Below are 22,900 nucleotides of genomic sequence, written 5' to 3'. Positions count from 1 at the left end.
CGTCCCGCCACCCAGCGCTCCGCGCCACACCTGCCTCGCAGCGACGCATCGTGCGCCGCGCCCACGCACTGTGCTCTCCGCATCGACGTCTCACACCCCGGCGCCGCCCCGGCAGCTCGCCCTTCACGCGCCGGTGCCCCGTTCCAGGGGCGGAGCGGGGCACCGGGTGCGCGGGGACGACGGCGTCGGTCGGTCGTCGGTGTGCGGTCTACCAGTCGCCCTTCGACGACGAGGAACCGCTGAACCTGCGTACCAGGTAGATCACTCCGGCGATCAGCGCCACCGCTATAAGGATCTTGAACAGCAGGCCGATCAGGAAGCCGACCGCGCTGGCGATCAGGCCGCCGAAGACGACGAGCAGGATCACGGGCACCACGACCCAGGTGACCCACCACGGAAGCCCTGCGAGTATCCCCTTACCAGCCACTGCTCTGCCCTGCTTTCTCTGTCTGTTGCCGTGCCGATTGCCGTGCCGATTGCCCTGTGCGGTTGCCGTGCCGTCGGCTGCGGTCCGCTCCCCTACCACCACGATGCTAGGGTTCCGCGGCTTGTTGTGGGGGCTTCGCATCCCCGGCGCTCCCCTGACCCGTCCCCTACGGGTTCGGGGGTGCGGCCCTCAGCTCTCGGGCGGAGAGAAGACCACCATGACCCTCAGGTCCTCGCTGATGTGATGGAACTTGTGCGGCACCCCGGCCGGTACGTACACCACGCTGCCGCGCGCCACGGACTGCGTCTCCGCGCCAACAGTGATCGCCGCCCGGCCGCTGACCACGAGATACACCTCGTCCTGGGCGTGCGGCTGTTGCGGATCGGCGCTGCCGGCGTCGAGTGCGTACAGCCCGACCGACATGTTGCGTTCCCGGAGGAACTGCAGATACGCGCCGTCGTTCGCGGCCCGCTCCGCTTCCAGCTCGTCCAGTCTGAAAGCCCTCATGCCGTTCGCACCCCTCAATGATTCGGACTCGTCTGCGACGATCTCACCATGAAGAATTTTCTGGTCAAGACGATCGCCAACGCCGCGGCGCTTGCCGTGGCCGTCTGGCTGCTCGAACCGGACATCTCGCTGACGGGTCACAACACCGGCCGCAAGGCACTGACGTTGATTCTCGTCGCGCTGATCTTCGGAGTGGTCAACTTCGTCGTCAAACCCGTGGTGAAACTGCTGTCCTTCCCGCTGTTCATCCTCACGCTCGGGTTGATCACGCTCGTCATCAACGCGCTGATGCTGTTGCTGACCTCATGGCTCGCCGGCACCCTCGATCTCGCCTTCCATGTGGACGGCTTCTGGACCGCGGTACTCGGTGGCGTGATCGTCTCGGTCGTGTCCTGGGCGATGCACGTCCTGCTGCCCGACGAGGACTGACCGGAGCACCGACACCGTGAACGCCGTATTCCGCGTCTGCTTCGTCTGCACCGGCAACATCTGCCGCTCGCCGATGGCCGAGTCCGTCTTCCGCGCGCACGTTGCGGACGCCGGGCTCGGCGGCCTGGTCGAGATCAGCAGCGCGGGCACCGACGGCTGGCACGAAGGGGACGGCGCCGATCCGCGTACCGTCTCCGTCCTCGCGTCGGCCGGCTACCCCATCGCGCACCGGGCACGGCAGTTCACCGCCTCCTGGTTCGCCGGGCTCGACCTGGTCATCGCGCTGGACAGCGGGCACCTGCGCACACTGCGCCGGCTCGCCCCCGGGCCTGACGACGCCGCCAAGGTCCGCCTGCTGCGCTCGTATACGGATCCCGGGAGCCAGGGGCGGGAACTCGACGTACCCGACCCCTACTACGGCGGACACGCCGGCTTCGAGGAATGCCTGGCGATGATCGAGGCGGCGGCCGACGGCCTCCTGGAGGCGGTACGCGCCGCCCTGGCCGCCACGAGCCAGAAGCACGTCCCGCACCATCCACCGCAGAAGAAGGAGGACGCATGACGGGCGACGGCACACGCGTCGTACGGGCCGGGCTTCCGGAGCCGGCGGCCTACGAACCGGCCCTCCCCGGGCCGGTCTTCGCGGCACACTTCCACCTCCCGGGCGACGCCGAAGGACCGTACAGCTACGGCCGGGTGTCCAACCCGACGTGGACCCGCCTGGAGGCGGCCATCGGCGAGCTGGAGTCGCCGGACGAGCCCGCGCACACCGTGGCGTTCGCCTCCGGGATGGCCGCGATCACCGCTGTCCTCTTCTCCCAACTGCGCGCGGGCGACGTGGCGGTGCTCCCCAATGACGGGTACCAGCTGCTGCCCGCCGTCCGCACCCGCCTGGAGAGCTACGGCATCGAGGTCCGCACCGCGCCGACCGCGCACGATGCCCAACTCGGCGTCCTGGACGGCGCCCGGCTGCTGTGGCTGGAAACCCCCTCCAACCCCGGCCTGGACGTCTGCGACATCCGTCGGCTGGCCGCGGCCGCGCACGACCGTGGCGCCCTGGTGGCCGTCGACAACACCCTCGCCACCCCGCTCGGCCAGCGCCCGCTCGACCTGGGCGCCGACTTCTCCGTCGCCAGCGGAACCAAGGCGCTCACCGGCCACGGCGACGTCCTGCTCGGATACGTCTGCACCCGCGACGCGGCCCTGGCCGATTCCGTGCAGCTGTGGCGCAAGACGGTCGGCGCCATTCCTGGGCCGATGGAGAGCTGGCTCGCGCACCGTTCGCTGGCCACCCTCGCGCTGCGGGTCCGGCAGCAGGCGGCGGGCGCGCTGGCGCTCGCCGAAGCGCTGCGCGAACGCGACGACGTCACCGGGCTGCGCCACCCGGGCCTGCCGTCCGACCCGTCACACCCACGTGCCGTGGCCCAGATGCGTCCGGGCCGCTTCGGCTGCGTGGTGTCCTTCACGCTGCCCGACAAGGCCCATGCCGAACGGTTCCTGGCGGCGCTGACCCTGGTCGACGACGCGACCAGCTTCGGGGGCGTACGGTCCACGGCCGAGCGGCGCGCCCGCTGGGGCGGCGACGCCGTTCCGGAGGGCTTCATCCGCTTCTCGGTGGGTGTCGAGGACCCCGACGACCTGGTCGCGGATGTCCGGCAGGCTCTGGACGCGGCGCGGCGAGGGGCCTGAACCGGGGCGGGCGGCGGCCGGGAGGGGCGGCCGCCGGCGTCCCGGCGCGCGGGCGGAACGGAAGCTACCGGTAGGCCCGGCGTTCCGGAAAGCGGTGTCGTGGTGGCGGGTTTCGCCGGGCCGTCGCTGCGGCATCTGTCCCGTATGACGGTACGGCCAGTCGTGAAACGCACCGCCCGCGCGATTCTGCTCGACGGCGCGGACCTCGTTCTGATCAAGCGCACCAAGCCGGGCCGGGCTCCGTACTGGATCACTCCCGGCGGCGGTGTGGAGCCCGGGGACGCGACCGTCATCGACGCCCTCCACCGCGAGCTGGACGAGGAGCTGGGCGCCAAGGTGACGGACGTCGTCCCGGTCTTCGTCGACACCGTCGAGCACCTCAGCGCGGGCGGCGTGGACGGCGTGAAAGTGCAGCACTTCTTCGTCTGCCGGCTGGATGCGATGGATCTCTCCCGGCGGCACGGCCCCGAGGTCGACGAGCCGTGCGGCGAGTACGAGATCGTGCGGGTGCCGTTCACCCGCGTCGGCATCGCCTCCGTCGAGGTCGTGCCGCTCTCGCTGCGGCACTACCTGGACGGCAACATCGAGGGCGTACGGGCGATGCACGCGCCCGACCTGGGCTGAAGGCCCCTCAGCGGTCGGTGGCGCCCAGCCTGCCGCCCTCGGCGAACCAGCCGCGGAAGCCGATGTCGTCCGCAGGGCTGCGCTGCCGCGCCCGTGCCAGCACCCGCTCGACCTCCATCCGGAAGCCGTCGTTCAGCTCCTCGACGACCCCGTCGGGAATGCCGCGGCGCCGGCCGGCCGCCCGGTCCTCGTGCAGTTGGCCGGGCCGCGGGCCGTCGGCGTGCTCGGCGCGCCGGAACGGTGCCCGCCCGGCCGCGTCGGCCGCCGCGCCGAAGAAGTCGCCGCCCTTGCGCCGGTTGTCGTCGGTGCCCCAGGCCCGCGCGCTGCGCGTCTGCGCCGGCACCTTCTGGAGGTGCGGAATGTGCTTGGCGCAGTGGATGTACGCCTCCTCGACCTCGACCGTCACCCACAGCTGGGCGCGCCGCCCGGGGATCGGGTCGGCCGGCAGCCACGGGTACTGCTGCCGTATCTCCGCGTCCAGTGCCACCCGCGCCCGGCCGTTGACGTGCAGGCCGATGCGGTCGCGCAGGAAGTCGACCATCAGGATGCCCAGCTGCGGGTTCTCCGCGAGGTTGCCGACCGAGGCCATCACGCCGTTGCCGCGGTACTCGGGGTAGGCGAGCGTCCGGTCGTCCAGCACCTGGACGAAGCCCGGCGGGCCGGCCCGGAACGAGGAGTCGCACGCGCCGTGCCGGTCGGATGTGGCCAGGAAGAGCATCTCCTGGCGGGCCACGAACTCCCGCATACGGTGGTTGAGATGGTCGAGGACCTGTTCCGAGTAGAACCGGTCGGCGCGCTCGGTGGTGCCGAGACGTTGCTGGACCAAGTGCTCGCCGTCGCTGCCCGGACGCGCGTGCCGCATGTCCTGTCCCTCTCCTGACCAGCCGTTTTCGCCCTGTGCTGCCAATTCCTCAATCACCCGCCGCGACCAGCTCGTCGATGGAGTCGTGCCGTATCCGGTCGGACGGAATGCCGACCCCTACCAGTGCGTCGACGCCGCTGCGGATCAGTCCTGGCGGCCCCGAGAGGTAGGCGTCGACCTCGTCCCACGGGCCGTACTGTCTTACGGCGTCCGGGAGTTCGCCGCTGACGCCGTTCGAGCGGCCGCCGGCCGGCCCGCTGGCGACGACCGGGCGGACCGAGAGCCACGGGTGGGCCTGCTCCAGGTCCAGCATGGTGTCGATGTCGTAGAGGTCGTGATCGCTGCGGGCGCCGTAGAAGACCTCGACGGGGCGCCGGACGCCGTGCGTGGCGACGTCCTCGACCAGGGCCTTGATGGGGGCGATGCCGGTGCCGCCGCCCACGCACAGCAGTCCGTTGCTGGTGCTGTGGTCGACGGTCATCGAACCGGTGGGGCCGCCGAGGCGCAGGATGTCGCCGGGGCGGGCGCGGTGCACCAGCGCGTTGGAGACCCAGCCGGCCGGAACCGCCTTGACGTGGAAGGAGAGCAGCCCGTCGGAACGGGGCGCCGCGGCGAAGGAGTAGTGCCGCCACACCCGGGGCCACCAGGGGGTTTCCAGGCTGGTGTACTGCCCGGCGAGGAACGGGTACGGCTGGTCGGGGCGGACCGTCACCACCGCGATCTCGGCCGTCCGCAGCTCGTGCGAGACCACTTCGGCCTGCCACCAGGCGGGCGCGACCGCTTCGTTCTCGGCAGCCGCGTCGATCATGATCTGCGAGATCGCGGTGTACGCGCGGACCCACGCGGCCTCCGCCTCCGGGCCCCAACTCGACGTCGCATAGCGCGACAGCGCGCCGAGCAGGCATTCGCCGACCGCCGGGTAGTGCTCGGGCTGGGTGCCGTACTTGCGGTGGCCGCGGCCGAGATGCGAGAGGTAGGTGGTGAGCCGCTCGCCGTCGTCGACGTTCTGGGCCGCGGTGAGCAGGGCCTTGAACAGCCGGTCGCGCTGGGTGTCCATCGCGGCGGGGAACAGCGGCCGCAGCTCCGGGTGCTGCACGAAGAGCATCGCGTAGAAGTACGAGGTGACCTTGTCGGCCACCGGCTCGATCTCGGCCATGGTGCGGCGGATGAGGATCGCGTCGGGGGATGCCTTGACGGCAGGGGCCGCGGGGGCAGTTGGGGCGTTTGCGGCCATGCGGGTGGCAGGAGTTGCCGGGGCCGTGGGGGCGGCGGGGGCCGCAGGTGATGCCACGGGCTCAGGGGCCGCAGGGTGCACAGGCGACGCAGGAGCCGGGCGCTGCGCGAAGGCGGAGAACGGTGCGCGGGCCGGAGCGGGGGCCGCTTCGGGGGCGGGCGCCGGCGGGACCTCGCGGGCGGCCGCGGTGCCGACAGGCCGTATCGGGTTCACCGGCCGGCTGGGTATCCGCTCCTGCTGGGGCGCGGGTATCTGCTCCGGAACGCGCCCGGAGTGCGGGGCTTCGTACGCATTGCGGTCTGCCGGGCCGTCGTGGGCGCCCGGTGCGCCGTGGCCGCCGTCGCCGTACGCGTCGCGCGGGACGGCTTCCCGGGTCGCGGGCCGGCCGCCCTCGCGGTCGTCGCCCCCGCCGGCTGCGCCGTCCGATCTCTCCGGCAGTTCTTCGGAGGACTTCTTCGACGGAGTGAACCAACCCCAATCGCCACTGCTGCCGCCGGAGGAGCCGTTATCGGCCGTCGCGGTGGTCGGAGCGTCCATGGTTTGCCTCGCCTCGAACGTCTTTCGTTGTCGTCGCACTTCCACTGGCCGGAACGTGCCTTGAATTCCCCCACCCTGCCCCGGAATTCTTCAACGACTCAAGTCATTCCGGCAATGCCCGGCAACGCGGACAAAACTCACATCCCGATAATGCAACCGGGAACCGCCTCTGCCTCATGCCGCTCCGGTTCCTCACAACGGACACCTCTACAAAGTCCGGATACCGGAAGCCACTTCGCCACCGGACGGGCCTCACTTTGCCCGCGCCTCGCGGGCACACGAGCCCTCGTCCCGCCGAACCGACTCGACCATACCGGCAGTAGTTGAAACCACAAGTCCCTGATGCGGAGGCAGCCCGCGCCCCGTTCGCCCGCTCTTCACGCGGCACATCCGATAGCAGTGACCCTTCCCACAGGGGGCAATTCGGCCCATTCGGCAGGCGAATCCGCTGCGGAATCCGTGAATTACCCATTGGTAACCACCAGTTCGTACGCCTCGCGGAGATCACGCCCCGCGTACGCGGCGGAGGCCAGCCCGCTGACATGGTGATCGGCATTCACCGCCACGGAAACCGGGACCGCGGCGAAGAGCGCGGCATCCGACATGGAGTCGCCGTACGCCACGCAGTCGGCCCTGGTCAGGCCGTACCGGACGCAGAGTTCATCGGCGATCTCGACCTTCGCGGCCGCGGAGAGAATGCCGTCGGGCCGCACCCTCTCCCGGATCGGCACGGCGGGCCAGCGCGAACCGCGCGCCACATCGACGCCCCAGCCCAGCAGCCGTTCGACGAAGAAGCCGGGCGACAGCGAAATCACCGCGCAGCGCTCCCCGCGCGCCCGGATATCGGCCCACACCTCGCGGATGCCGGCCAGCCACGGCGCGCCCTCGAACGCGGCGGCCACCTGCGGCTCCGTCAACTCCGCCGCCCACAGGTCGCAGGCCCGCTGCGCAAACTCCGGCGGCGTCAGCTCACCGGCCGCGAAACCGCGCTCCAGCTCGGCGATCTCCCGGTCGAGACCGAGCTGCCGGGAGATCTCGACGGCGGCGGCCGAGCCGTGCAGCAAGGTCCCGTCCATATCGAACAGATGCAGCTTTCCCATGGGCCGGAGCCTAGGGCGTGCCGCTGAAGCCCGCCGCCGGGTCCGTGAAGTCCGCACCGTCCGCCGGGCCGTCCTCCTCGTCCGTGGCGCCGTGGTCCGTCGGCCGGCCGGTGATCCCTCGTGCTGCCCCCGGCCGTGCGCCGCCCGTTCAGGTCCGCGCCGCCGGAACCGGGGCCTCGGCCGCCGCCCCCGTGGACGTGCCGCTGCCACCGGAGTCCACAACCGTGCCGCGGCCTGCCGCGCGCCGCTCCAGCGCGGAGGCGAGGACGGCCACACCCAGTGCCGACACGGTCATCACCGCGCCGACCCAGTTGGGTGCGGTGTAGCCGAGACCGGCCGAGATGACCAGGCCGCCCAGCCAGGCGGCCACCGCGTTGCCGAAGTTGAAAGCGGCGATGTTGCCCGCGGAGGCGAGGGTGGGAGCCGACGCGGCCTGGTCCATCACCCGCTTCTGCAGCGGCGGTACGGTCGCGAACCCGAAGGCACCGATCAGCGCGATGGAGACGGTGGCCGCCACCTTGTTGTGCGCGGTGAAGGTGAACGCGGCCAGCACCAGCACCAGGCCGGCCAGCGACACGTACAGCATCGGCATCATCGCCCGGTCGGTGAAGCGCCCTGAGATCAGGTTCCCGGCGACCATGCCGACGCCGAAGACGGCCGTCAGCCAGATCACGGACGACGGGGCGAAGCCGGTGACCTCGGTCATCATCGACGCGAGGTAGGTGACGGCGGCGAAGACACCGCCGAAGCCGAGCACCGTCATCAGCATCGCGAGGCCGACCTGCGGGTTACGGAAGACCGCCAGCTCGCTGCCGATACGGGCCGCCGCCTTGGCCCGCTGCGCCGGTATCAGCTTGACGATGCCCAGCAGGCCGATCACGCCGAGCGCGGCGATGCCGAAGAAGGTGGTGCGCCAGCCGAACTGCTGGCTGACCATGGTGCCGGCGGGCACACCCACCACATTGGCGACGGTCAGGCCGCTGAACATCAGCGAGATCGCGGTGGCCCGCTTGCCGGGGGCGACCAGATCGGCCGCGACCAGCGCCCCGATACCGAAGAACGCCCCGTGCGCGAAGGCGGCCACGATCCGGCCTGCCAGCAGCACGCCGAAGGCCGGCGCCAGCGCGGTGAGCACGTTGCCCACCACGAACAGGCCCATCAGCAACGTGAGCATCTGCTTGCGCGTGAACCGCGTGCCGAGGACGGTCATCAGCGGCGCGCCGACGACCACACCCAGGGCGTAGACGGTGGTCGCGTAGCCGGCGAGCGGGATGGAGACACCGAAGTCGGCCGCCATGTCGGGCAGCAGGCCCATGACCGCGAACTCGGTCGTTCCGATCCCGAAGGCACCGATGGCGAGAGCCAGGAGTGCGAGAGGCATGACGGATCCCTTCGGATGGTGCGTCATCGATGGCATGACGAATGGCGTGCGGCATCGATGACGCACCGCCCTTACATGCGCCCACATTAATTGCAGACGCACTTACTTGCAAGCGCCGTATATTTCATATGTGACCTATCCTGGTGCGTACGCCCCCGAGGAGGTCTTCGATGACGCAGCAGACGCACGAGACACCACAGGCAGCACAGGTCCCGCAGGCGACACCCGCCGGCGCACCCAGCTGCCCGCCGGCCTCCTCGCGCGGGCTCGCCCAGGGCTGGTGCGCGCTCTCCGCCCTGCACGGCCGGATCGAGTCGCACATCGAGCGCGCCCTCCAGGCCGGTCACGACCTCAGCGTCCGTGAGTTCTCGGTACTCAACGTCCTCAGCGAGCAGCACGACGGGCCGGGCGGCCACCTGCGGATGCACCAGGTCGCCGACTCCGTCGTCCTCAGCCAGAGCGCCACCACCCGCCTGGTCACCCGGCTCGAAGAGCGCGGCCTCCTCTCGCGCTACCTCTGCGTCGACGACCGCCGCGGCATCTACACCAATGTCACGGCCGACGGACTCGCACTGCTCGCCGAGGCCAGGCCCACCCACGACACCGCCCTGCGTGAGGCGCTCCAGGAGGCGGCGAAGCGACCTGAGCTGGCGCCCCTGGTGAAGGCCGTCGAGACGCTCGCCCCGTCCGCGTAACGGCGTCCCCGCCCTCGCGTCTGCCCGCATGAGTGAGGGCAGAAAGGCCCGCCGGACCGCATCCGGGCCCCCTCCGCTACGGCCCGCCTCCGCCTCATCGCCCCCACCAGCCGCACCGCGTCCCGCGCGCACCGCATAAGGTCCCGCCCATGAGCGATATCGAGATACGCCGCGCCGCCGCGACCGACCTCCACGACATCGTGGCGCTGCTGGCCGACGACCCGCTGGGCGCCACCCGCGAGTCCCCGGACGACCTGACCCCGTACCGCGCCGCCTACGAAGTGCTGGCTGCCGACCCGCACCAGCACCTGGTCGTCGCGGTCCGCGAGGGCCGCGTCGTCGGCACCCTCCAACTCACCGTCGTCCCCGGCCTCTCCCGCCGCGGCGCGACCCGCTCGATCATCGAAGGCGTCCGCATCCACGCCGACGAGCGGGGCAACGGCCTGGGCACCCAGCTCATCGAATGGGCCGTCGCCACCTCCCGCACCCTCGGCTGCCACCTCGTCCAGCTCACCTCGGACGCGACCCGCATCGACGCCCACCGCTTCTACGAACGGCTCGGCTTCGAGGCGTCCCACCTGGGCTTCAAGCTCCAGCTCTGACGCCGCCAGGAGTGCCGCCGCCAGGACGCGCGCGCCGGGCGCGGTACGCCTTCTGCCGACAGGCGCCACCGCAGAAACGCGCAGGCCGGCCGGTGCGCGCCGCCCCGACCGGCTGCCCGCACACCTCACACCCTGCTGCGTTACGCCCTCGGGCCTCTTCCGGCAGTTTCGTCACACCGCGGCCGGCCCGCAGCCCGTCACACATCAGCGCCGTCATCCGGCCCTGAGCACCATCGGCACCCGCCCCGCGCGGCCGCCACCGCTCCATCGACACGCACCCGGCCAGCAGCGCCCGCACGTCATCCCCCGCCACGTCCTTCCGTACGGCGCCCGCCTCTTGGGCCCGTACCAGCAGCACGTCCAGCGCCTCGCCGAAGTCCCGCCCGGACGCCGACCGCGCCCCTGGCCCGCCCTCGGACGCCGTGGCGAGCGCCTCGCACAGCGCCTTGTTGTCCGAGGCCAGCCGGACCACCGAGGCCAGGAAACGGAAGAACACCTCGCCGGGATCCTCGACATCGGCCAAGTCCCTTGCCGCGTCGGCAAAAAGCCCGAGCCGTTCCTCTACCGCGGCCTCGAACAGGGCTTCCTTGGACGGGAAATGACGATGGACGGTCCCGGCTCCGACCCCGGCGCGACGCGCGATCTCCGCCAGTGAAGCCGCCAACCCCCGCTCGGCAAAGGCGGATCGGGCCGCCTGGAGCACCAGCGCACGATTGCGCCTGGCATCCGCACGAGGTGTCGCCACACCCCCGCCCACCGTCCATTCCGTCACCCACGACCTCCCGAAAACGAGGAACACACCCAGCTATCGCACCCGATTTTAAACGGGCCGATCATTCCGTTTCTGATCTGGATCCAAAACACGCCTGGCGGTGGCTGCGGCTGGGGCGTCGGGAGGGAGGGAGCGGGAGCCGCGGCGGGAGCGGGAGCGGCTGCGGAGTGGCGACGGGACGGGACGCCTCGGATGGCGGGAGCGCCTTCGCTGCCGCCGGAACGTCGCGGCCAGGCCAGGCAGCCAACGCGCGCGCCCTCCCCATCTACCCAGCCGCCTCCCGCCTCAACTCCTGGGAATGGTTGGGCAGTTGAGTAGTCGGTAGAACCCCACAGGGAAGTCGGCGAACGGCGAAACGGGGCGGAGCACCGACGGCCGGGGGAAACCGACGGACCGAAAGAACTCACGGACCCGACCGACCCGACCGGCAGGAGAACGGCTATTTCGCGCATGTCAAAGGGGTGGGGCCGTGTTTCACGTGAAACACGGCCCCACCCCTTTGGCCCTGCGGCCGGCGGCCGGCGGCCGGCGTCCGGCGTCCGGCGTCCGGTCAGCGCCGGGTCGACGGCTCTCAGCCGACGATGGTTTCCTCCCACGCCGCGGCGGCCGCGTCCGCCGCGGCGCCCGAGGCTGTCTCCGCGCCCAGCGCCCGCATCGCCTCGGCGAGGGCCGCCAGCGAGTCCAGCACCACACCGCGGTCCGCGGCGCGGCCGTAGTGATTCACCCGGATCATTTCCTGGGCCGGCCCGCCCGCGGCGGCCAGCACCGGAACCGAACCGTCGACGGCGAGTGCCGCGGACACCACATCGCCGGCATCCTGACCGGCCGGCACACGCAGGGTCGTCGCCACGGGAGCCGCGTCCTCGTCCCGGATCACATACGGAGTGAGCCCGCCGAGCGCCCGCGTACCGGCGCGGACCGCCGCGGCCGCCGCACGATGACGGGTGAGGGCCGCGTCCAGCCCTTCCGCCTCGACACGGTCGACCGCCTGCTCCAGAGCCAGCATCTCCAACTGCGCCGGAGCGTGCGGCAGCGCGGTACGGCCACCGTCGATCCAGCGCTGCTTCCAGTCCAGCAGCGAGAGGTACGAGCGCCGCGGCGCCTGCTCATTGGCGGCGATGCGCTCCCAGGCGCGGGCGCTGACCGACACCGCCGAAACACCCGCAGGGCCGGCCAGCGCCTTCTGCCCGCCGATCACACACAGGTCCACTCCCCACTCGTCGGTGAGCAGCGGCTCGGCGCCCACCGACGCGACCGCGTCCAGCATCAGCAGCGCGCCGTGCTCCCGCACCACACGGCCGATCTCGGCGACCGGGTTGGTGTTGCCGGTCGCCGCCTCGGCATGCACCAGGCTGACGAAGTCGATCGCCGGATGCTCCCGCAGCGCATCGGCCACCTGCTGCGGGGCGACGGCCCCGGTGAACGGTGCGGTGAGGGTCACGACCTCCGCGCCGCAGGACCGCAGCCAGCCGCCGAAGGTCTCGCCGTACGGACCGGTGATGATGTTGAGCGCCGTGCTGCCGGGCCGTACCGCCGAGCGGATGCACGCCTCAAGCGGCAGCAGCGCCTCGCCCTGGGTCGCCACCACATCGCAGCGGGTCCGCATCAGCGCGGCGACCTTGTCCTCGATCCGTGCGAAGTGGGCTGCGTCGAGCGGCGGCAGATCGAGCAGGACCGGGGCATCAGCATTCGCAGTCACGGCAGTCACAGTGGCCTTCCAGCGGTAACGAGCCGCGCGGTGGGGCGGCTCCTGATATCTGGCACGACTGTACGTCCGCGCCTGCCGCCCCCGTCCTACGGCCCCGGCTGCCAGCGGCCGTTGAGGCCCGGCGCTCAGACCCGCCAGCCCGCCGGATCCACCCCGCCGGGCACCGGTCCCGCCGGATCGTACGGTCCCCGGGTGAAGACGAACGTGCCGAGGTCGAGATGGCTGACCGTGCCGTCCGCCGCCCGCGCCACGCGCAGCGTCTCCCCGGCGTAGTAGCCGTCGAGGCCGGTCCAGGTGCCGTCGGCCTCGGCGCGGAACCGCGAGGCCCGTCCCGAACCGGCCAACGGCGTCAGATCCAGGGCACGTTCGTCCCGCAGCCGCAGCGCGAACGGCTTCGCGCCCCAGTACCAGGGCCCGGTGAGCGCCAGCAGCGCTTCGTCCGGCGGGCCGGGCAGCGGCTGCCACGGAGCCGGGATCCGCGGTTCGCGGTCGGCCACGATCTCCAACAGGCCGGCCGCGATCCCACCGATCTCAGGGCCCGAGGTGCAGTTGGCGAGGGCGATCCCGGCGAGGTCCTCCTCGGGGTCGAGCCACAGGGACGCGAGGAAACCGGGCATCGAGCCGGTGTGCCCCGCCAGCACGCGGCCGCCGTCCCGCTGTCCCGCGCCGGGCTGCGGGCCGCGCCGCACGAGCTGCAGCCCCAGACCGTAACCGCCTTCCCAGTCCTCGCCCTCGGGCGGCACGGCGGGCATCCGCATCTCGGCGACACCCGCCGCGGACAGCACACGGTCGTCACCACGCAGCAGGAACGCGGCCCACCGGCACAGGTCGTCCCTCGTGGACCACAGCTGTCCCGCAGGACCCATGAGGCCGGTGTCCTGGGCCGGTTCGGGAAGCAGCACGTCGGCCCACGGATGCACCGCCCAGCCCTGCGTGTGCGGCGGCACCGGCAGAAGCGTCGTACGGTCCATGCCCAGCGGCTCCAGCACTTCCCGCCGCAGCACCTCGTCCCACGGCCGACCGTCCCGAAGCCGTTCCACGAGCGCGCCCAGCAGGGCGTAGCCGAGGTTCGAGTAATGGTGCCGACGGCCTGCCGGAAGGCGCTGCGGCCGCTCCCCGAACAGGTCGGAAGGCTCCCGCCGCAGCGTGCCCGCAGTCCGCTCCCACCACGGCCCGCGCGGTTCGGCCGCCAGTCCGGAGCTGTGCGCGAGCAGCTGCACGATCGTGGCGTCCGGCACCGGAGTGCCGTCCAGATGCCTGCCGACCGCATCGTCCAGGCGGAGCCGTCCCTCGTCCCGCAACCGCAGGACCAGCACCGCCACGAAGGTCTTGGTGAGCGACCCGATCCGGTACTGCACCGCACCGTGCGACGCCGCGCCGCCAACGGGCTCCCCGACTTCATGCGACCGCCCGTCCACGGCCGACGACCTGGCCCCCGCCCACACCTGCCGCCCGTCGCGCACGACCGCCCCGGCCATCGCCGGTGCCCGCCCGTCGGCCTGCCCGACCGCCAGCCGCCGCAGCAGCGCCCGCCGCGTCTCGGGCAGCAGCCCGGTGAAGTCGCCCTCGCGTTCCACCACCCGGTACACCTCCCCGACGGACGCACCGGATTCCGCGCTGCCCGGCCCCGGCTGCCGCCCGGGAACGGAATCGGGCACGGGCACAGACTCGGATACGAACTCGGGCCGGGGCTCGGCGGCCCCCGCGGACGGTGCGGTGGTCATGGCACTCCTTGACGGCGTTCAACTCAGCAACGGGCCGCTGCCCGCCGCCGATCACTCTCTCCCGAGGCCCGAAACGACGCCAGTGCCCCCGTCCTGCGACCGCTATGAGGCCCGATACGTCCGGGCAATCACGGGACGATCACACGGAGAGGGGACCGCGGGACGCCCCGCACCCGACCGTCGCGCCGGCGCGAACAGCCCGGTCAGCACGTTCCGGCACCTCCGGAGCCACACCCGGCAGGCCCCGGCCTTCCCCTCTTACGCCCCAACGCCCGGCCACACCAAGGAGGTTCAGCCCTCCACAGCGGAGCAGGCGACACCGCCACCCTCACGCAACGGCATCACCAGCGTGCTGAAACTGCCCCTGATCTGCGGAACGGACCACGACGTGCTGCCCCGCCGAGGCGATCTCCAGGAGCACGTCGGGCCCCACTCCGGCCTCCAACGCGGGCACCAGAACCGCCGGATCGACATCGGCACCCGAAGACTGACCGTTGCTGTGGAATCCCCCACCGCGCGCCCCCACTCCGCGGGCTACCACCCACGCAGCCAAGGTGCCAGGCGCGCCGTACGACGACGGTCCCGCTCCCGCCCTCGCTCAACCAAAAAGAGTGGAGGCATCGACCTGCACGTCTCACGACAACGGCATATGTGCTGCCCTCGTGCCACCGAAACTGAGACTGGGCCACGGATCTTGAGCCCCTACAGCTCCCGCATCACGTCTGTGCCATATCCACGAACCGCGAATAGTGGCCCTGGAACGCCACCGTGATCGTCGCCGTCGGGCCGTTTCGGTGCTTGGCGACGATCAGGTCGGCCTCGCCCGCGCGGGGGGATTCCTTTTCGTACGCGTCCTCGCGGTGCAGCAGGATCACCATGTCGGCGTCCTGCTCGATCGAGCCGGATTCACGCAGGTCGGAGACCATCGGCTTCTTGTCCGTGCGCTGTTCGGGGCCACGGTTCAGCTGCGAGAGCGCGATGACGGGGAGTTCGAGTTCCTTGGCCAGCAGCTTGAGGTTTCGGGACATGTCCGAAACCTCCTGCTGGCGGCTTTCGGCGCGCTTGGAGCCGCCGGACTGCATCAGCTGCAGGTAGTCGATGACGACCAGCTTCAGTTCATTGCGCTGCTTCAGGCGACGGCACTTCGCACGGATCTCCATCATCGAGAGGTTCGGCGAATCGTCGATGTAGAGCGGCGCGGCGGAGACATCCGGCATCCGGCGGGCCAGCCGCGTCCAGTCCTCGTCCGTCATGCTGCCGGAGCGCATGTGGTGCAGCGCCACCCGGGCCTCTGCCGACAGCAGGCGCATCGCGATCTCGTTGCGTCCCATTTCGAGGGAGAAGATCACGCTCGGGAGGTTGCTCTTGATCGAGCAGGCGCGCGCGAAGTCCAGCGCGAGGGTCGACTTACCCATGGCGGGACGGGCCGCGATGACGATCATCTGGCCCGGGTGCAGGCCGTTCGTCAGGGAATCGAGGTCGGTGAACCCGGTGGGCACACCCGTCATCTGGCCCTGGCGGGAGCCGATCGCCTCGATCTCGTCGAGCGCGCCCTCCATGATGTCGCCGAGCGGGAGGTAGTCCTCGCTGGTGCGCTGCTCGGTGACGGCGTAGATCTCCGCCTGGGCGCTGTTGACGATCTCGTCGACGTCGCCGTCCGCCGCGTATCCCATCTGCGTGATGCGGGTGCCGGCCTCGACCAGGCGGCGCAGCACGGCGCGCTCGTGGACGATCTCCGCGTAGTACTCGGCGTTCGCGGCCGTCGGCACGGACTGCACGAGGGTGTGCAGATACGACGCGCCGCCGACCCGGGCGATCTCCCCGCGCTTGGTCAGCTCCGCCGCGATGGTGATCGGGTCGGCCGGCTCGCCCTTGGCGTACAGGTCGAGAATCGCCTGGAAGACGAGTTCATGGGCCGGCCGGTAGAAGTCCTCGCCCTTGAGGACCTCGACGACGTCCGCGATGGCGTCCTTGGAGAGCAGCATGCCGCCGAGCACGGACTGCTCGGCGTCCAGATCCTGCGGGGGCACCCGCTCGAAGCCGCCGCCCCAGGAACCCTGGCCGTCGTCCTCACGGTCCTGGCGGTCGCCTCGGCCACGGCCCTTGCCGTCACCTCGACGGAAGCGGCCGGCCGGCAGCCGGTCGCTCGGACCGGAGTCCGCCCAGGGGTCCTCCACGGGTTCGGCCATGCTCACCCTGGCACCTCCTCCCGTCCGCGACGCGGACCTCACTGTGCCCTTCTTTCTTACGGCACAGCTCTGACAATCGAGACGCCCGACTCCGGTTATGGTGCGTCGAGTTCGGATGACTTCCGGGCCGGAAACAGGTGGCGGGCGCCGGACCACGGTAGGCCCGCACGCACCGTCCGCCAATCTGGTTATCCACAGGCCATGTGGATGACTGGCCTTCAGCTGTGGAGAAGTCCCCCGAACCTGTGCACGGGCCGGGGGAAACATCTGTGGACAAGCACACAATCACGCTGCCACCACCACCCTGACCTGCGACTTTCTCATCCATAGGCTGTGGGGGAGAAAAACTTCGGCAACCTGTTCATGATCGCCACAAACGGCACGGAGAAGGGAACTCCGCACAGCGGAAAGTAAGGACTGCATGACACTTGCATCACTTACCTGTGGAAGATTAGATTGACCGCATGACACAGGCTCCCGCGACGCCACGGCGCACCGACCGCCGCCACGACCGCGAGATCCTCGCTCTCGCCCTGCCGGCCTTCGGCTCCCTCGTCGCGGAACCCCTGTTCGTCATGGCCGACAGCGCCGTCATCGGCCACCTCGGCACCCCCCAGCTGGCCGGCCTCGGCGTCGCCGCCGCGCTGCTGACCACCGCCGTCTCCGTCTTCGTCTTCCTCGCCTACGCCACCACCGCCGCGGTCGCCCGCAGGGTCGGCGCCGGCGACCTCACCGCGGCCGTCCGGCAGGGCATGGACGGCATCTGGCTCGCCCTCCTCATCGGCGCCGCCGTCATCGCCGCCGTGCTGCCCACCGCCCCGTGGCTGGTGGAACTCTTCGGCGCCTCCGGCACCGCCGCCCCGTACGCCGCCACCTACCTGCGCATCAGCGCACTCGGCATCCCCGCGATGCTCGTCGTGCTGGCCGCGACCGGAGTGCTGCGCGGCCTCCAGGACACCAAGACCCCGCTGTACGTCGCCATCGGAGGATTCTCCGCCAACGTCGTCCTCAACGTCGCCCTCGTCTACGGCGCCGGCCTCGGCATCGCCGGCTCCGCCTGGGGCACGGTCATCGCACAGTGCGGCATGGCGGCGGTCTACCTCGGCGTGGTGATCCGGGGCGCACGCCGGCACAGCGCCTCGCTCCGCCCCGACGCGGCCGGAATCCGGGCCTGTGCCCAGGCCGGCGTCCCCCTCCTCGTCCGGACCCTCTCGCTGCGCGCGGTGCTGATGATCGCCACCGCCGTCGCCGCCCGCCTCGGAGACGCCGAGATCGCCGCGCACCAGATCGTGCTCAGCCTCTGGTCCCTGCTCTCCTTCGCGCTCGACGCCATCGCCATCGCAGGTCAGGCGATCATCGGGCGTTACCTCGGCGCCGACGACCGGGACGGCGCCAGGGCCGCCTGCCGCCGCATGGTGCAGTGGGGCATCGCCTCCGGCATCGTGCTCGGCGTTCTGGTGGCCCTGGCCCGGCCGCTGTTCATCCCGCTGTTCACCTCCGACCCCACCGTGCGCGGACCGCTGTTCACCACTCTTCTGGTCGTAGCCCTCACCCAGCCGGTATCCGGCGTCGTCTTCATTCTCGACGGCGTGCTGATGGGCGCCGGCGACGGACCTTACCTGGCGGGGGCGATGCTGGTGACGCTGGCCCTGTTCGCGCCGGTGGCGCTGGCCGTCCCGGCGCTCGGCGGCGGGCTGACGGCCCTGTGGTGGGCCATGGGCCTGATGATGGCCGTGCGCCTGCTGACGCTGTGGCTGCGGGCCCGCTCAGGCCGGTGGATTGTGACCGGGGCCTCGCGTTGAACCACCTCCGGAATTCCGGAGCGTTGTCGATAATGACGGCGTGCGCCCCCTTGCCAGGAAATCCGTGCTGCCCCTGACGCTCCTCGTCATCGGGGCCGGTGTCGTCGTGGGCTACTCCTCGGAGGAGAGCCACACCGTCCTCGCCGGACGTGACGGCTTCGGCAAGTCAGGCGGCCCGGGGGAGGCCCAGGACCAGGACCCCGCCGCGACGGCGCCCGCATCCGACGGCAGCGCCTACACGCCCCGCCGGACCGAGGAGAACGCCCGCATCGGCACGGTCTTCGAGAAGGACGACTCCGGCGCCCACTTCTGCACCGCGAGCGTGGTGCAGAGCCCCGGCCGGAACATGCTGGTCACGGCAGCGCACTGCGCCTTCGACAGCGAGGCGGGCAAGCCCGTCGACGACCTCGTCTTCGCCCCGGACTACCGCGACGGCGACGAACCGACCGGCCTGTGGAAGGTCAAAAAGGTCGTCGTCGACGACCGCTGGGCCAAGTCGAACGACGCGGACCTCGACGTCGCCTTCCTCACCCTGGACGGCAAGGACGGCAAACAGATCCAGGACGTCCTGGGCGGCAACACTCTCGGCATAGACCGCGGCTTCGACAACGAAGTCAAGATCACCGGCTATCCGTCCAGCCGCGGCACCCCGATCTCCTGCCAGAACCGCACCACGAAGTTCAGCAACACACAGATGCGCGTCCACTGCACCGACTTCGCCGGTGGCACGAGCGGCAGTCCCTGGCTCGCCGACTACGACCCCAGGAGCCAGACCGGGACGGTCATCGGCGTGCTGGGCGGCCATCAGGGCGGCGGCGACGAGGACGACATCTCCTACGCCGCCTACTTCGACGACGACATCGCCAATCTCTACCGCCGGGCCCAGGACGAGGACTGAGCCCGCACCGGCCCGGACGCCGGAACGGCGAAGGGCCGCATCCCGTTTCCGGAATGCGGCCCTTCGGCGTGGTGCTGCGGTGCGATTACGCGGCGACGACCTCGACGCCGAGCTTCGCGACGACCTCGGCGTGCAGACGCACGGAGATCTGGTGCGCGCCCAGGCTCTTGATCGGCGAGCCGAGCTCGACACGACGCTTGTCGACGTCCGGACCACCGGCGGCCTTGATCGCCGAGGCGACGTCGGCCGGGGTGACGGAGCCGAACAGGCGGCCGGCGTCGCCGGCACGGACCGCGAGCTTCACCTTGACGCCCTCAAGCTGGCCCTTGACCTCGTTGGCCTGCTCGATCGTGGCGATCTCGCGGATCTTGCGACCGCGACGGATCTGCTCGACGTCCTTCTCGCCACCCTTGGTCCAGCGGATCGCGAAACCACGCGGGACCAGGTAGTTACGGGCGTATCCGTCCTTGACGTCAACGACGTCGCCGGCGGTGCCGAGGCCGGAGACCTCGTGGGTGAGGATGATCTTCATGATTCGGTCACCCTTCCCTTATCGCGCGGTGGACGTGTAGGGCAGCAGCGCCATCTCACGGCTGTTCTTCACAGCCGTGGCGACGTCACGCTGGTGCTGAGTGCAGTTGCCGGTGACCCGGCGGGCACGGATCTTGCCGCGGTCGGAAATGAACTTCCGCAGCAGGTTCGTGTCCTTGTAGTCGACGTAGGAGATCTTCTCCTTGCAGAACACGCAAACCTTCTTCTTAGGCTTGCGAGCAGGCGGCTTCGCCATTGTCTCTCTCCAGTGAGTTCAAGAAGTTTGTGCTGACGCCCTCAGGCCGCCGGCCGGTGCACGCGCCCGTTTCACGTGAAACAGACGCAGTCGGCCGTACGGACCTAGAAGGGCGGCTCGTCCGAGTAGCCGCCGCCGGAGCTACCGCCCCAGCCACCGCCGCCGCCACCCTGCTGCTGGCCGCCGCCGGCCGGACCGCTGGTCGCCCACGGGTCGTCGGCGGGAGCCCCGCCGCCGCCCTGCTGACCGCCGCCGGGGCCGCCGCCCCAGCCGCCGCCACCCTGGCCGCCACCGCCCTGCTGACCGCCGCCGAAGCCGCCGCCACCCTGACCACCGCGACCGCTGGTCTTGGTGATCTTGGCCGTGGCGTTCTTGAGGCTCGCGCCCACTTCCTCGACGTCGAGCTCGTAGACCGTGCGCTTCACGCCCTCGCGGTCCTCGTACGACCGCTGCTTCAGGCGGCCCTGCACGACGACACGGGTGCCCCGTGTGAGGGACTCGGCGACGTTCTCCGCCGCCTGACGCCACACCGAGCAGGTCAGGAACAGGCTCTCGCCGTCCTTCCACTCATTGGTCTGACGGTCGAAGGTGCGGGGAGTGGACGCGACGCGGAACTTCGCGACCGCCGCACCGGACGGGGTGAAGCGCAGCTCGGGGTCGTCGACAAGATTGCCGACGACCGTGATGACGGTCTCGCCTGCCATTAGGGGAACCTCTCGGCGGGTGTGCTGCTGGCTGCTGGTGTTGCTACTGCTCGGACCCGGTTACCGCTGACGCTGACGCGCTCAGTGGGTCTCGGGACGGAGGACCTTGGTCCGGAGGACCGACTCGTTCAGGTTCATCTGACGGTCGAGCTCCTTGACGACCGCAGGCTCGGCCTGCAGGTCGATGACCGAGTAGATGCCCTCGGGCTTCTTGTTGATCTCGTACGAGAGACGACGACGGCCCCAGGTGTCGACCTTCTCGACCTTTCCGTTGCCCTCACGGACGACGGAGAGGAAGTTCTCGATCAGCGGGGAGACAGCGCGCTCCTCGAGATCGGGGTCGAGGATGACCATCACCTCGTAGTGACGCATGTGGAACCCACCTCCTTTGGACTCAGCGGCCACGGTCGTTCCGTGGCAGGAGGGTCGTGATGCGTTCCGCGCCGACTCCGCCGGAGGATCCGGACAGACATGGGCGCAGACCGTACAGAGTACCTGCCTGAGTGCTTCCGGTTGAAATCCGACCGCAGGACCCCTCAATCTGGAACCCATCGGGTGTGAGCGGCGTTACAGTTCGCCGCCCTGTCATGGGAGGTGCCGCATGGCACAGGCAGTAAGGCCCCAACGGAATCTGCTCTCACTGCTCAACAGCGACGGCAAGGCGCATCCAGTCGAGAACACCCTCGCCGCGGTGACGGTGGTGCTCGGCGCCATCGCCGTCTTCACCACGCTGTCGCCCGGCTTGCACCTCGTGAGTTCCTGGGTCGGCCTGGTCGGCATCGGTACGGGCCTCTGGGGCCAGTTCATCTCGTCGACGACGGGCGAACGCTTCCTGCTGATCGTCGGCCTCGGGGCATCCGCCATGGGCTTTTACCTCGGCCTGGCGCACGGCGGCCTCTTCGGCGGCGTTTTCTAGGCATCTCCTGCGGGCCGCGTCCGGTGGCGGACGCGGCCCGCGCCGTCGTCTCCCCATGACGGGACGGGCGTGCGCCCGGCTCCCGTACGCCCGAACGGAGCGCTCCCCAGTAGGCTTCGGCGCGAGAGCCGGAGCCCCGACCATGGGGACACACCTGCCGAGGAGCGCCCCGCATGAGCCTGACCCTGAGGACCATCAGCCGAGAGCAGCATCTGGCATACATCCAGAGCCTGCCCGCGGCGAGCCACATGCAGGTCCCGGCCTGGGCAGACGTCAAGTCCGAGTGGCGCTCGGAGAGCCTGGGATGGTTCGACGCCGCCGGCGAGCTGGTCGGTGCGGGCCTGGTCCTCTACCGCCAGCTCCCCAAGATCAAGCGCTACCTGGCGTACCTCCCCGAGGGACCGGTGATCAACTGGTTCGCGCCGAACCTGGAGGAGTGGCTGCGGCCGATGCTCGCGCATCTCAAGCAGCAGGGTGCGTTCTCCGTGAAGATGGGCCCGCCGGTCATCATCCGCCGCTGGGATGCCACCGCCATCAAGGCCGGCATCCAGAACCCGGACGTCAAGCGCCTGCGGGACGTCGAGGCGACGCACATCGAGCCGCGTGCATTCGAGGTCTCCGACCGGCTGCGCCGCATGGGCTGGCAGCAGGGCGAGGACGGCGGCGCCGGATTCGGTGACGTGCAGCCCCGCTACGTCTTCCAGGTCCCGCTGGCCAACCGTTCCCTGGAGGACGTCCACAAGGGCTTCAACCAGCTCTGGCGCCGCAACATCAAGAAGGCCGAGAAGGCCGGCGTCGAGGTGGTCCAGGGCAGCTACGAGGACCTCGCCGAGTGGCAGCGCCTGTACGAAGTCACCGCGGAGCGCGACCACTTCAGGCCGCGGCCGCTAGGCTATTTCCAGCGGATGTGGACGGCCCTCAACAGCGAGGACCCCAACCGCATGCGGCTCTACTTCGCCCGCCACGAGGGCGAGAACGTGGCCGCCGCCACGATGCTGATCGTCGGGGGCCACGTCTGGTACTCCTACGGCGCCTCGGCCAATCACAAGCGCGAGGTCCGGCCGTCCAACGCGATGCAGTGGCGGATGCTGCGCGACTCCTACGCGCTCGGCGCCACGGTGTACGACCTCCGCGGCATCAGCGACTCGCTGGACGAGAGCGACCACCTTTTCGGCCTGATCCAGTTCAAGGTCGGCACGGGCGGGCAGGCAGCGGAGTACCTCGGCGAGTGGGACTTCCCGCTCAACAAGCTGCTGCACAAGGCTCTCGATATGTACATGTCCCGCCGCTGACCGCACCACCTCACCGTTCGT

The 22,900-nt window shown here is 70.6% G+C and carries 24 protein-coding genes; 10 read left to right on the top strand and 14 right to left on the bottom strand.

The features are described 5' to 3' along the window. Positions 1–208: 208 nt before the first annotated feature. Together LIU39_RS19045 and LIU39_RS19040 are read right to left on the bottom strand one after the other, a co-directional pair. Positions 209–427 carry a DUF5326 family protein gene (locus LIU39_RS19045; RefSeq protein WP_227047964.1) on the bottom strand — a complete coding sequence of 73 codons (219 nt, stop codon included), beginning with the start codon at positions 425–427 and terminating at the stop codon, positions 209–211. 189 nt (positions 428–616) lie between these two features. Further along, positions 617–934 carry a cupin domain-containing protein gene (locus LIU39_RS19040; protein ID WP_227047960.1) on the bottom strand — a complete coding sequence of 106 codons (318 nt, stop codon included), beginning with the start codon at positions 932–934 and terminating at the stop codon, positions 617–619. Between the two features lie 48 nt (positions 935–982). Here LIU39_RS19040 and LIU39_RS19035 point away from each other — a divergent pair, with 48 nt between their 5' ends. From LIU39_RS19035 to LIU39_RS19020, 4 genes are all read left to right on the top strand, one after another. Then, positions 983–1,363 (top strand): phage holin family protein, encoded by a 381-nt coding sequence (locus LIU39_RS19035; RefSeq protein WP_227047959.1) that lies wholly within the window; start codon positions 983–985, stop codon positions 1,361–1,363. Positions 1,364–1,436: 73 nt separating this feature from the next. Further along, positions 1,437–1,925, top strand: a complete 489-nt coding sequence (locus LIU39_RS19030; protein ID WP_264482985.1) for a low molecular weight protein-tyrosine-phosphatase — start codon at positions 1,437–1,439, stop codon at positions 1,923–1,925. Beyond that, positions 1,922–3,052: a cystathionine gamma-lyase gene (locus LIU39_RS19025; RefSeq protein WP_227047957.1), complete on the top strand. Its 1,131-nt coding sequence runs from the start codon at positions 1,922–1,924 to the stop codon at positions 3,050–3,052. Before LIU39_RS19030 ends, LIU39_RS19025 begins: the two co-directional genes overlap by 4 nt. A 144-nt stretch (positions 3,053–3,196) precedes the next feature. Continuing rightward, positions 3,197–3,676 carry an NUDIX domain-containing protein gene (locus tag LIU39_RS19020; RefSeq protein ID WP_227047956.1) on the top strand — a complete coding sequence of 160 codons (480 nt, stop codon included), beginning with the start codon at positions 3,197–3,199 and terminating at the stop codon, positions 3,674–3,676. Positions 3,677–3,683: 7 nt separating this feature from the next. Here the strand turns inward: LIU39_RS19020 and LIU39_RS19015 are convergent, their stop codons facing one another. The 4 genes from LIU39_RS19015 to LIU39_RS19000 form a co-directional block, all read right to left on the bottom strand. Continuing rightward, positions 3,684–4,538 carry a pyridoxamine 5'-phosphate oxidase family protein gene (locus LIU39_RS19015; protein ID WP_227047955.1) on the bottom strand — a complete coding sequence of 285 codons (855 nt, stop codon included), beginning with the start codon at positions 4,536–4,538 and terminating at the stop codon, positions 3,684–3,686. 49 nt (positions 4,539–4,587) lie between these two features. Next, complete coding sequence (locus tag LIU39_RS19010; RefSeq protein ID WP_227047954.1) at positions 4,588–6,309, bottom strand: globin domain-containing protein; 1,722 nt, start codon at positions 6,307–6,309, stop codon at positions 4,588–4,590. Positions 6,310–6,773: 464 nt separating this feature from the next. Further along, the gene (locus LIU39_RS19005) at positions 6,774–7,409 is read right to left on the bottom strand and encodes an HAD family hydrolase (RefSeq protein ID WP_227047953.1); all 636 of its coding nucleotides are present in this window, start codon (positions 7,407–7,409) and stop codon (positions 6,774–6,776) included. 148 nt (positions 7,410–7,557) lie between these two features. Beyond that, a complete protein-coding gene (locus LIU39_RS19000) occupies positions 7,558–8,790 on the bottom strand; it encodes an MFS transporter (RefSeq protein ID WP_227047952.1) in 1,233 nt (410 codons plus the stop codon). A gap of 170 nt (positions 8,791–8,960) precedes the next feature. Here LIU39_RS19000 and LIU39_RS18995 point away from each other — a divergent pair, with 170 nt between their 5' ends. Both LIU39_RS18995 and LIU39_RS18990 read left to right on the top strand, forming a co-directional pair. Beyond that, positions 8,961–9,485, top strand: coding sequence for a MarR family winged helix-turn-helix transcriptional regulator (locus LIU39_RS18995; RefSeq protein WP_227047951.1), 525 nt, complete (start codon positions 8,961–8,963; stop codon positions 9,483–9,485). Between the two features lie 149 nt (positions 9,486–9,634). Further along, entirely contained in the window at positions 9,635–10,087 is a 453-nt protein-coding gene (locus tag LIU39_RS18990; RefSeq protein WP_227047950.1) for a GNAT family N-acetyltransferase, read from the top strand. Here LIU39_RS18990 and LIU39_RS18985 read toward each other — a convergent pair. The 4 genes from LIU39_RS18985 to dnaB all read right to left on the bottom strand — a co-directional run bounded on the left by LIU39_RS18985 (position 10,071) and on the right by dnaB (position 16,480). Then, positions 10,071–10,751 (bottom strand): TetR/AcrR family transcriptional regulator, encoded by a 681-nt coding sequence (locus tag LIU39_RS18985; protein ID WP_443742998.1) that lies wholly within the window; start codon positions 10,749–10,751, stop codon positions 10,071–10,073. The two genes, LIU39_RS18990 and LIU39_RS18985, sit on opposite strands and share 17 nt — an antisense overlap. A gap of 679 nt (positions 10,752–11,430) precedes the next feature. Continuing rightward, positions 11,431–12,567 carry a pyridoxal-phosphate-dependent aminotransferase family protein gene (locus LIU39_RS18980; RefSeq protein WP_227047949.1) on the bottom strand — a complete coding sequence of 379 codons (1,137 nt, stop codon included), beginning with the start codon at positions 12,565–12,567 and terminating at the stop codon, positions 11,431–11,433. Positions 12,568–12,692: 125 nt separating this feature from the next. Beyond that, positions 12,693–14,291 (bottom strand): serine hydrolase domain-containing protein, encoded by a 1,599-nt coding sequence (locus LIU39_RS18975; RefSeq protein ID WP_227047948.1) that lies wholly within the window; start codon positions 14,289–14,291, stop codon positions 12,693–12,695. Positions 14,292–15,007: 716 nt separating this feature from the next. Then, complete coding sequence (dnaB, locus tag LIU39_RS18970; protein ID WP_227047947.1) at positions 15,008–16,480, bottom strand: replicative DNA helicase; 1,473 nt, start codon at positions 16,478–16,480, stop codon at positions 15,008–15,010. A 464-nt stretch (positions 16,481–16,944) separates the two neighbouring features. Between dnaB and LIU39_RS18965 the strand changes: the two genes are divergently transcribed. Next, positions 16,945–18,282 (top strand): MATE family efflux transporter, encoded by a 1,338-nt coding sequence (locus LIU39_RS18965; RefSeq protein WP_227047946.1) that lies wholly within the window; start codon positions 16,945–16,947, stop codon positions 18,280–18,282. A gap of 40 nt (positions 18,283–18,322) precedes the next feature. Continuing rightward, a complete protein-coding gene (locus tag LIU39_RS18960) occupies positions 18,323–19,180 on the top strand; it encodes a trypsin-like serine peptidase (RefSeq protein WP_227047945.1) in 858 nt (285 codons plus the stop codon). Positions 19,181–19,265: 85 nt separating this feature from the next. Here LIU39_RS18960 and rplI read toward each other — a convergent pair whose 3' ends face one another. From rplI to rpsF, 4 genes are all read right to left on the bottom strand, one after another. After that, complete coding sequence (gene rplI / locus LIU39_RS18955; protein WP_227047944.1) at positions 19,266–19,712, bottom strand: 50S ribosomal protein L9; 447 nt, start codon at positions 19,710–19,712, stop codon at positions 19,266–19,268. Between the two features lie 18 nt (positions 19,713–19,730). Continuing rightward, on the bottom strand, positions 19,731–19,967 hold the full coding sequence (rpsR, locus tag LIU39_RS18950) for a 30S ribosomal protein S18 (protein WP_003978893.1): 237 nt from the start codon (positions 19,965–19,967) through the stop codon (positions 19,731–19,733). Between the two features lie 104 nt (positions 19,968–20,071). Beyond that, complete coding sequence (locus tag LIU39_RS18945) at positions 20,072–20,671, bottom strand: single-stranded DNA-binding protein (protein WP_227047943.1); 600 nt, start codon at positions 20,669–20,671, stop codon at positions 20,072–20,074. Positions 20,672–20,752: 81 nt separating this feature from the next. Continuing rightward, on the bottom strand, positions 20,753–21,043 hold the full coding sequence (gene rpsF / locus LIU39_RS18940; protein ID WP_003978891.1) for a 30S ribosomal protein S6: 291 nt from the start codon (positions 21,041–21,043) through the stop codon (positions 20,753–20,755). A 229-nt stretch (positions 21,044–21,272) separates the two neighbouring features. Here rpsF and LIU39_RS18935 point away from each other — a divergent pair, with 229 nt between their 5' ends. Together LIU39_RS18935 and LIU39_RS18930 are read left to right on the top strand one after the other, a co-directional pair. Continuing rightward, positions 21,273–21,587 (top strand): hypothetical protein, encoded by a 315-nt coding sequence (locus tag LIU39_RS18935; RefSeq protein WP_227047942.1) that lies wholly within the window; start codon positions 21,273–21,275, stop codon positions 21,585–21,587. A gap of 173 nt (positions 21,588–21,760) precedes the next feature. After that, positions 21,761–22,879, top strand: coding sequence for a lipid II:glycine glycyltransferase FemX (locus LIU39_RS18930; protein WP_227047941.1), 1,119 nt, complete (start codon positions 21,761–21,763; stop codon positions 22,877–22,879). Positions 22,880–22,900 lie beyond the last annotated feature (21 nt).

Source organism: Streptomyces pinistramenti, from assembly GCF_020564935.1.
Classification (GTDB): domain Bacteria; phylum Actinomycetota; class Actinomycetes; order Streptomycetales; family Streptomycetaceae; genus Streptomyces; species Streptomyces pinistramenti.
Note: the sequence above shows the minus strand (reverse complement) of the source record. Positions and strands in the feature narration are given on the sequence as shown.

Bases quoted from the DNA above. Each gene is read 5' to 3' on its own strand.
- LIU39_RS19040 (WP_227047960.1), bottom strand. From the start codon at position 934: ATGAGGGCTTTCAGACTGGACGAGCTGGAAGCGGAGCGGGCCGCGAAC.
- LIU39_RS19035 (WP_227047959.1), top strand. From the start codon at position 983: ATGAAGAATTTTCTGGTCAAGACGATCGCCAACGCCGCGGCGCTTGCC.
- LIU39_RS19030 (WP_264482985.1), top strand. From the start codon at position 1,437: ATGGCCGAGTCCGTCTTCCGCGCGCACGTTGCGGACGCCGGGCTCGGC.
- LIU39_RS19025 (WP_227047957.1), top strand. From the start codon at position 1,922: ATGACGGGCGACGGCACACGCGTCGTACGGGCCGGGCTTCCGGAGCCG.
- LIU39_RS19020 (WP_227047956.1), top strand. From the start codon at position 3,197: ATGACGGTACGGCCAGTCGTGAAACGCACCGCCCGCGCGATTCTGCTC.
- LIU39_RS19015 (WP_227047955.1), bottom strand. From the start codon at position 4,538: ATGCGGCACGCGCGTCCGGGCAGCGACGGCGAGCACTTGGTCCAGCAA.
- LIU39_RS19010 (WP_227047954.1), bottom strand. From the start codon at position 6,309: ATGGACGCTCCGACCACCGCGACGGCCGATAACGGCTCCTCCGGCGGC.
- LIU39_RS19005 (WP_227047953.1), bottom strand. From the start codon at position 7,409: ATGGGAAAGCTGCATCTGTTCGATATGGACGGGACCTTGCTGCACGGC.
- LIU39_RS19000 (WP_227047952.1), bottom strand. From the start codon at position 8,790: ATGCCTCTCGCACTCCTGGCTCTCGCCATCGGTGCCTTCGGGATCGGA.
- LIU39_RS18995 (WP_227047951.1), top strand. From the start codon at position 8,961: ATGACGCAGCAGACGCACGAGACACCACAGGCAGCACAGGTCCCGCAG.
- LIU39_RS18990 (WP_227047950.1), top strand. From the start codon at position 9,635: ATGAGCGATATCGAGATACGCCGCGCCGCCGCGACCGACCTCCACGAC.
- LIU39_RS18975 (WP_227047948.1), bottom strand. From the start codon at position 14,291: ATGACCACCGCACCGTCCGCGGGGGCCGCCGAGCCCCGGCCCGAGTTC.
- dnaB (WP_227047947.1), bottom strand. From the start codon at position 16,480: ATGGCCGAACCCGTGGAGGACCCCTGGGCGGACTCCGGTCCGAGCGAC.
- LIU39_RS18965 (WP_227047946.1), top strand. From the start codon at position 16,945: ATGACACAGGCTCCCGCGACGCCACGGCGCACCGACCGCCGCCACGAC.
- rplI (WP_227047944.1), bottom strand. From the start codon at position 19,712: ATGAAGATCATCCTCACCCACGAGGTCTCCGGCCTCGGCACCGCCGGC.
- rpsR (WP_003978893.1), bottom strand. From the start codon at position 19,967: ATGGCGAAGCCGCCTGCTCGCAAGCCTAAGAAGAAGGTTTGCGTGTTC.
- LIU39_RS18945 (WP_227047943.1), bottom strand. From the start codon at position 20,671: ATGGCAGGCGAGACCGTCATCACGGTCGTCGGCAATCTTGTCGACGAC.
- rpsF (WP_003978891.1), bottom strand. From the start codon at position 21,043: ATGCGTCACTACGAGGTGATGGTCATCCTCGACCCCGATCTCGAGGAG.
- LIU39_RS18935 (WP_227047942.1), top strand. From the start codon at position 21,273: ATGGCACAGGCAGTAAGGCCCCAACGGAATCTGCTCTCACTGCTCAAC.
- LIU39_RS18930 (WP_227047941.1), top strand. From the start codon at position 21,761: ATGAGCCTGACCCTGAGGACCATCAGCCGAGAGCAGCATCTGGCATAC.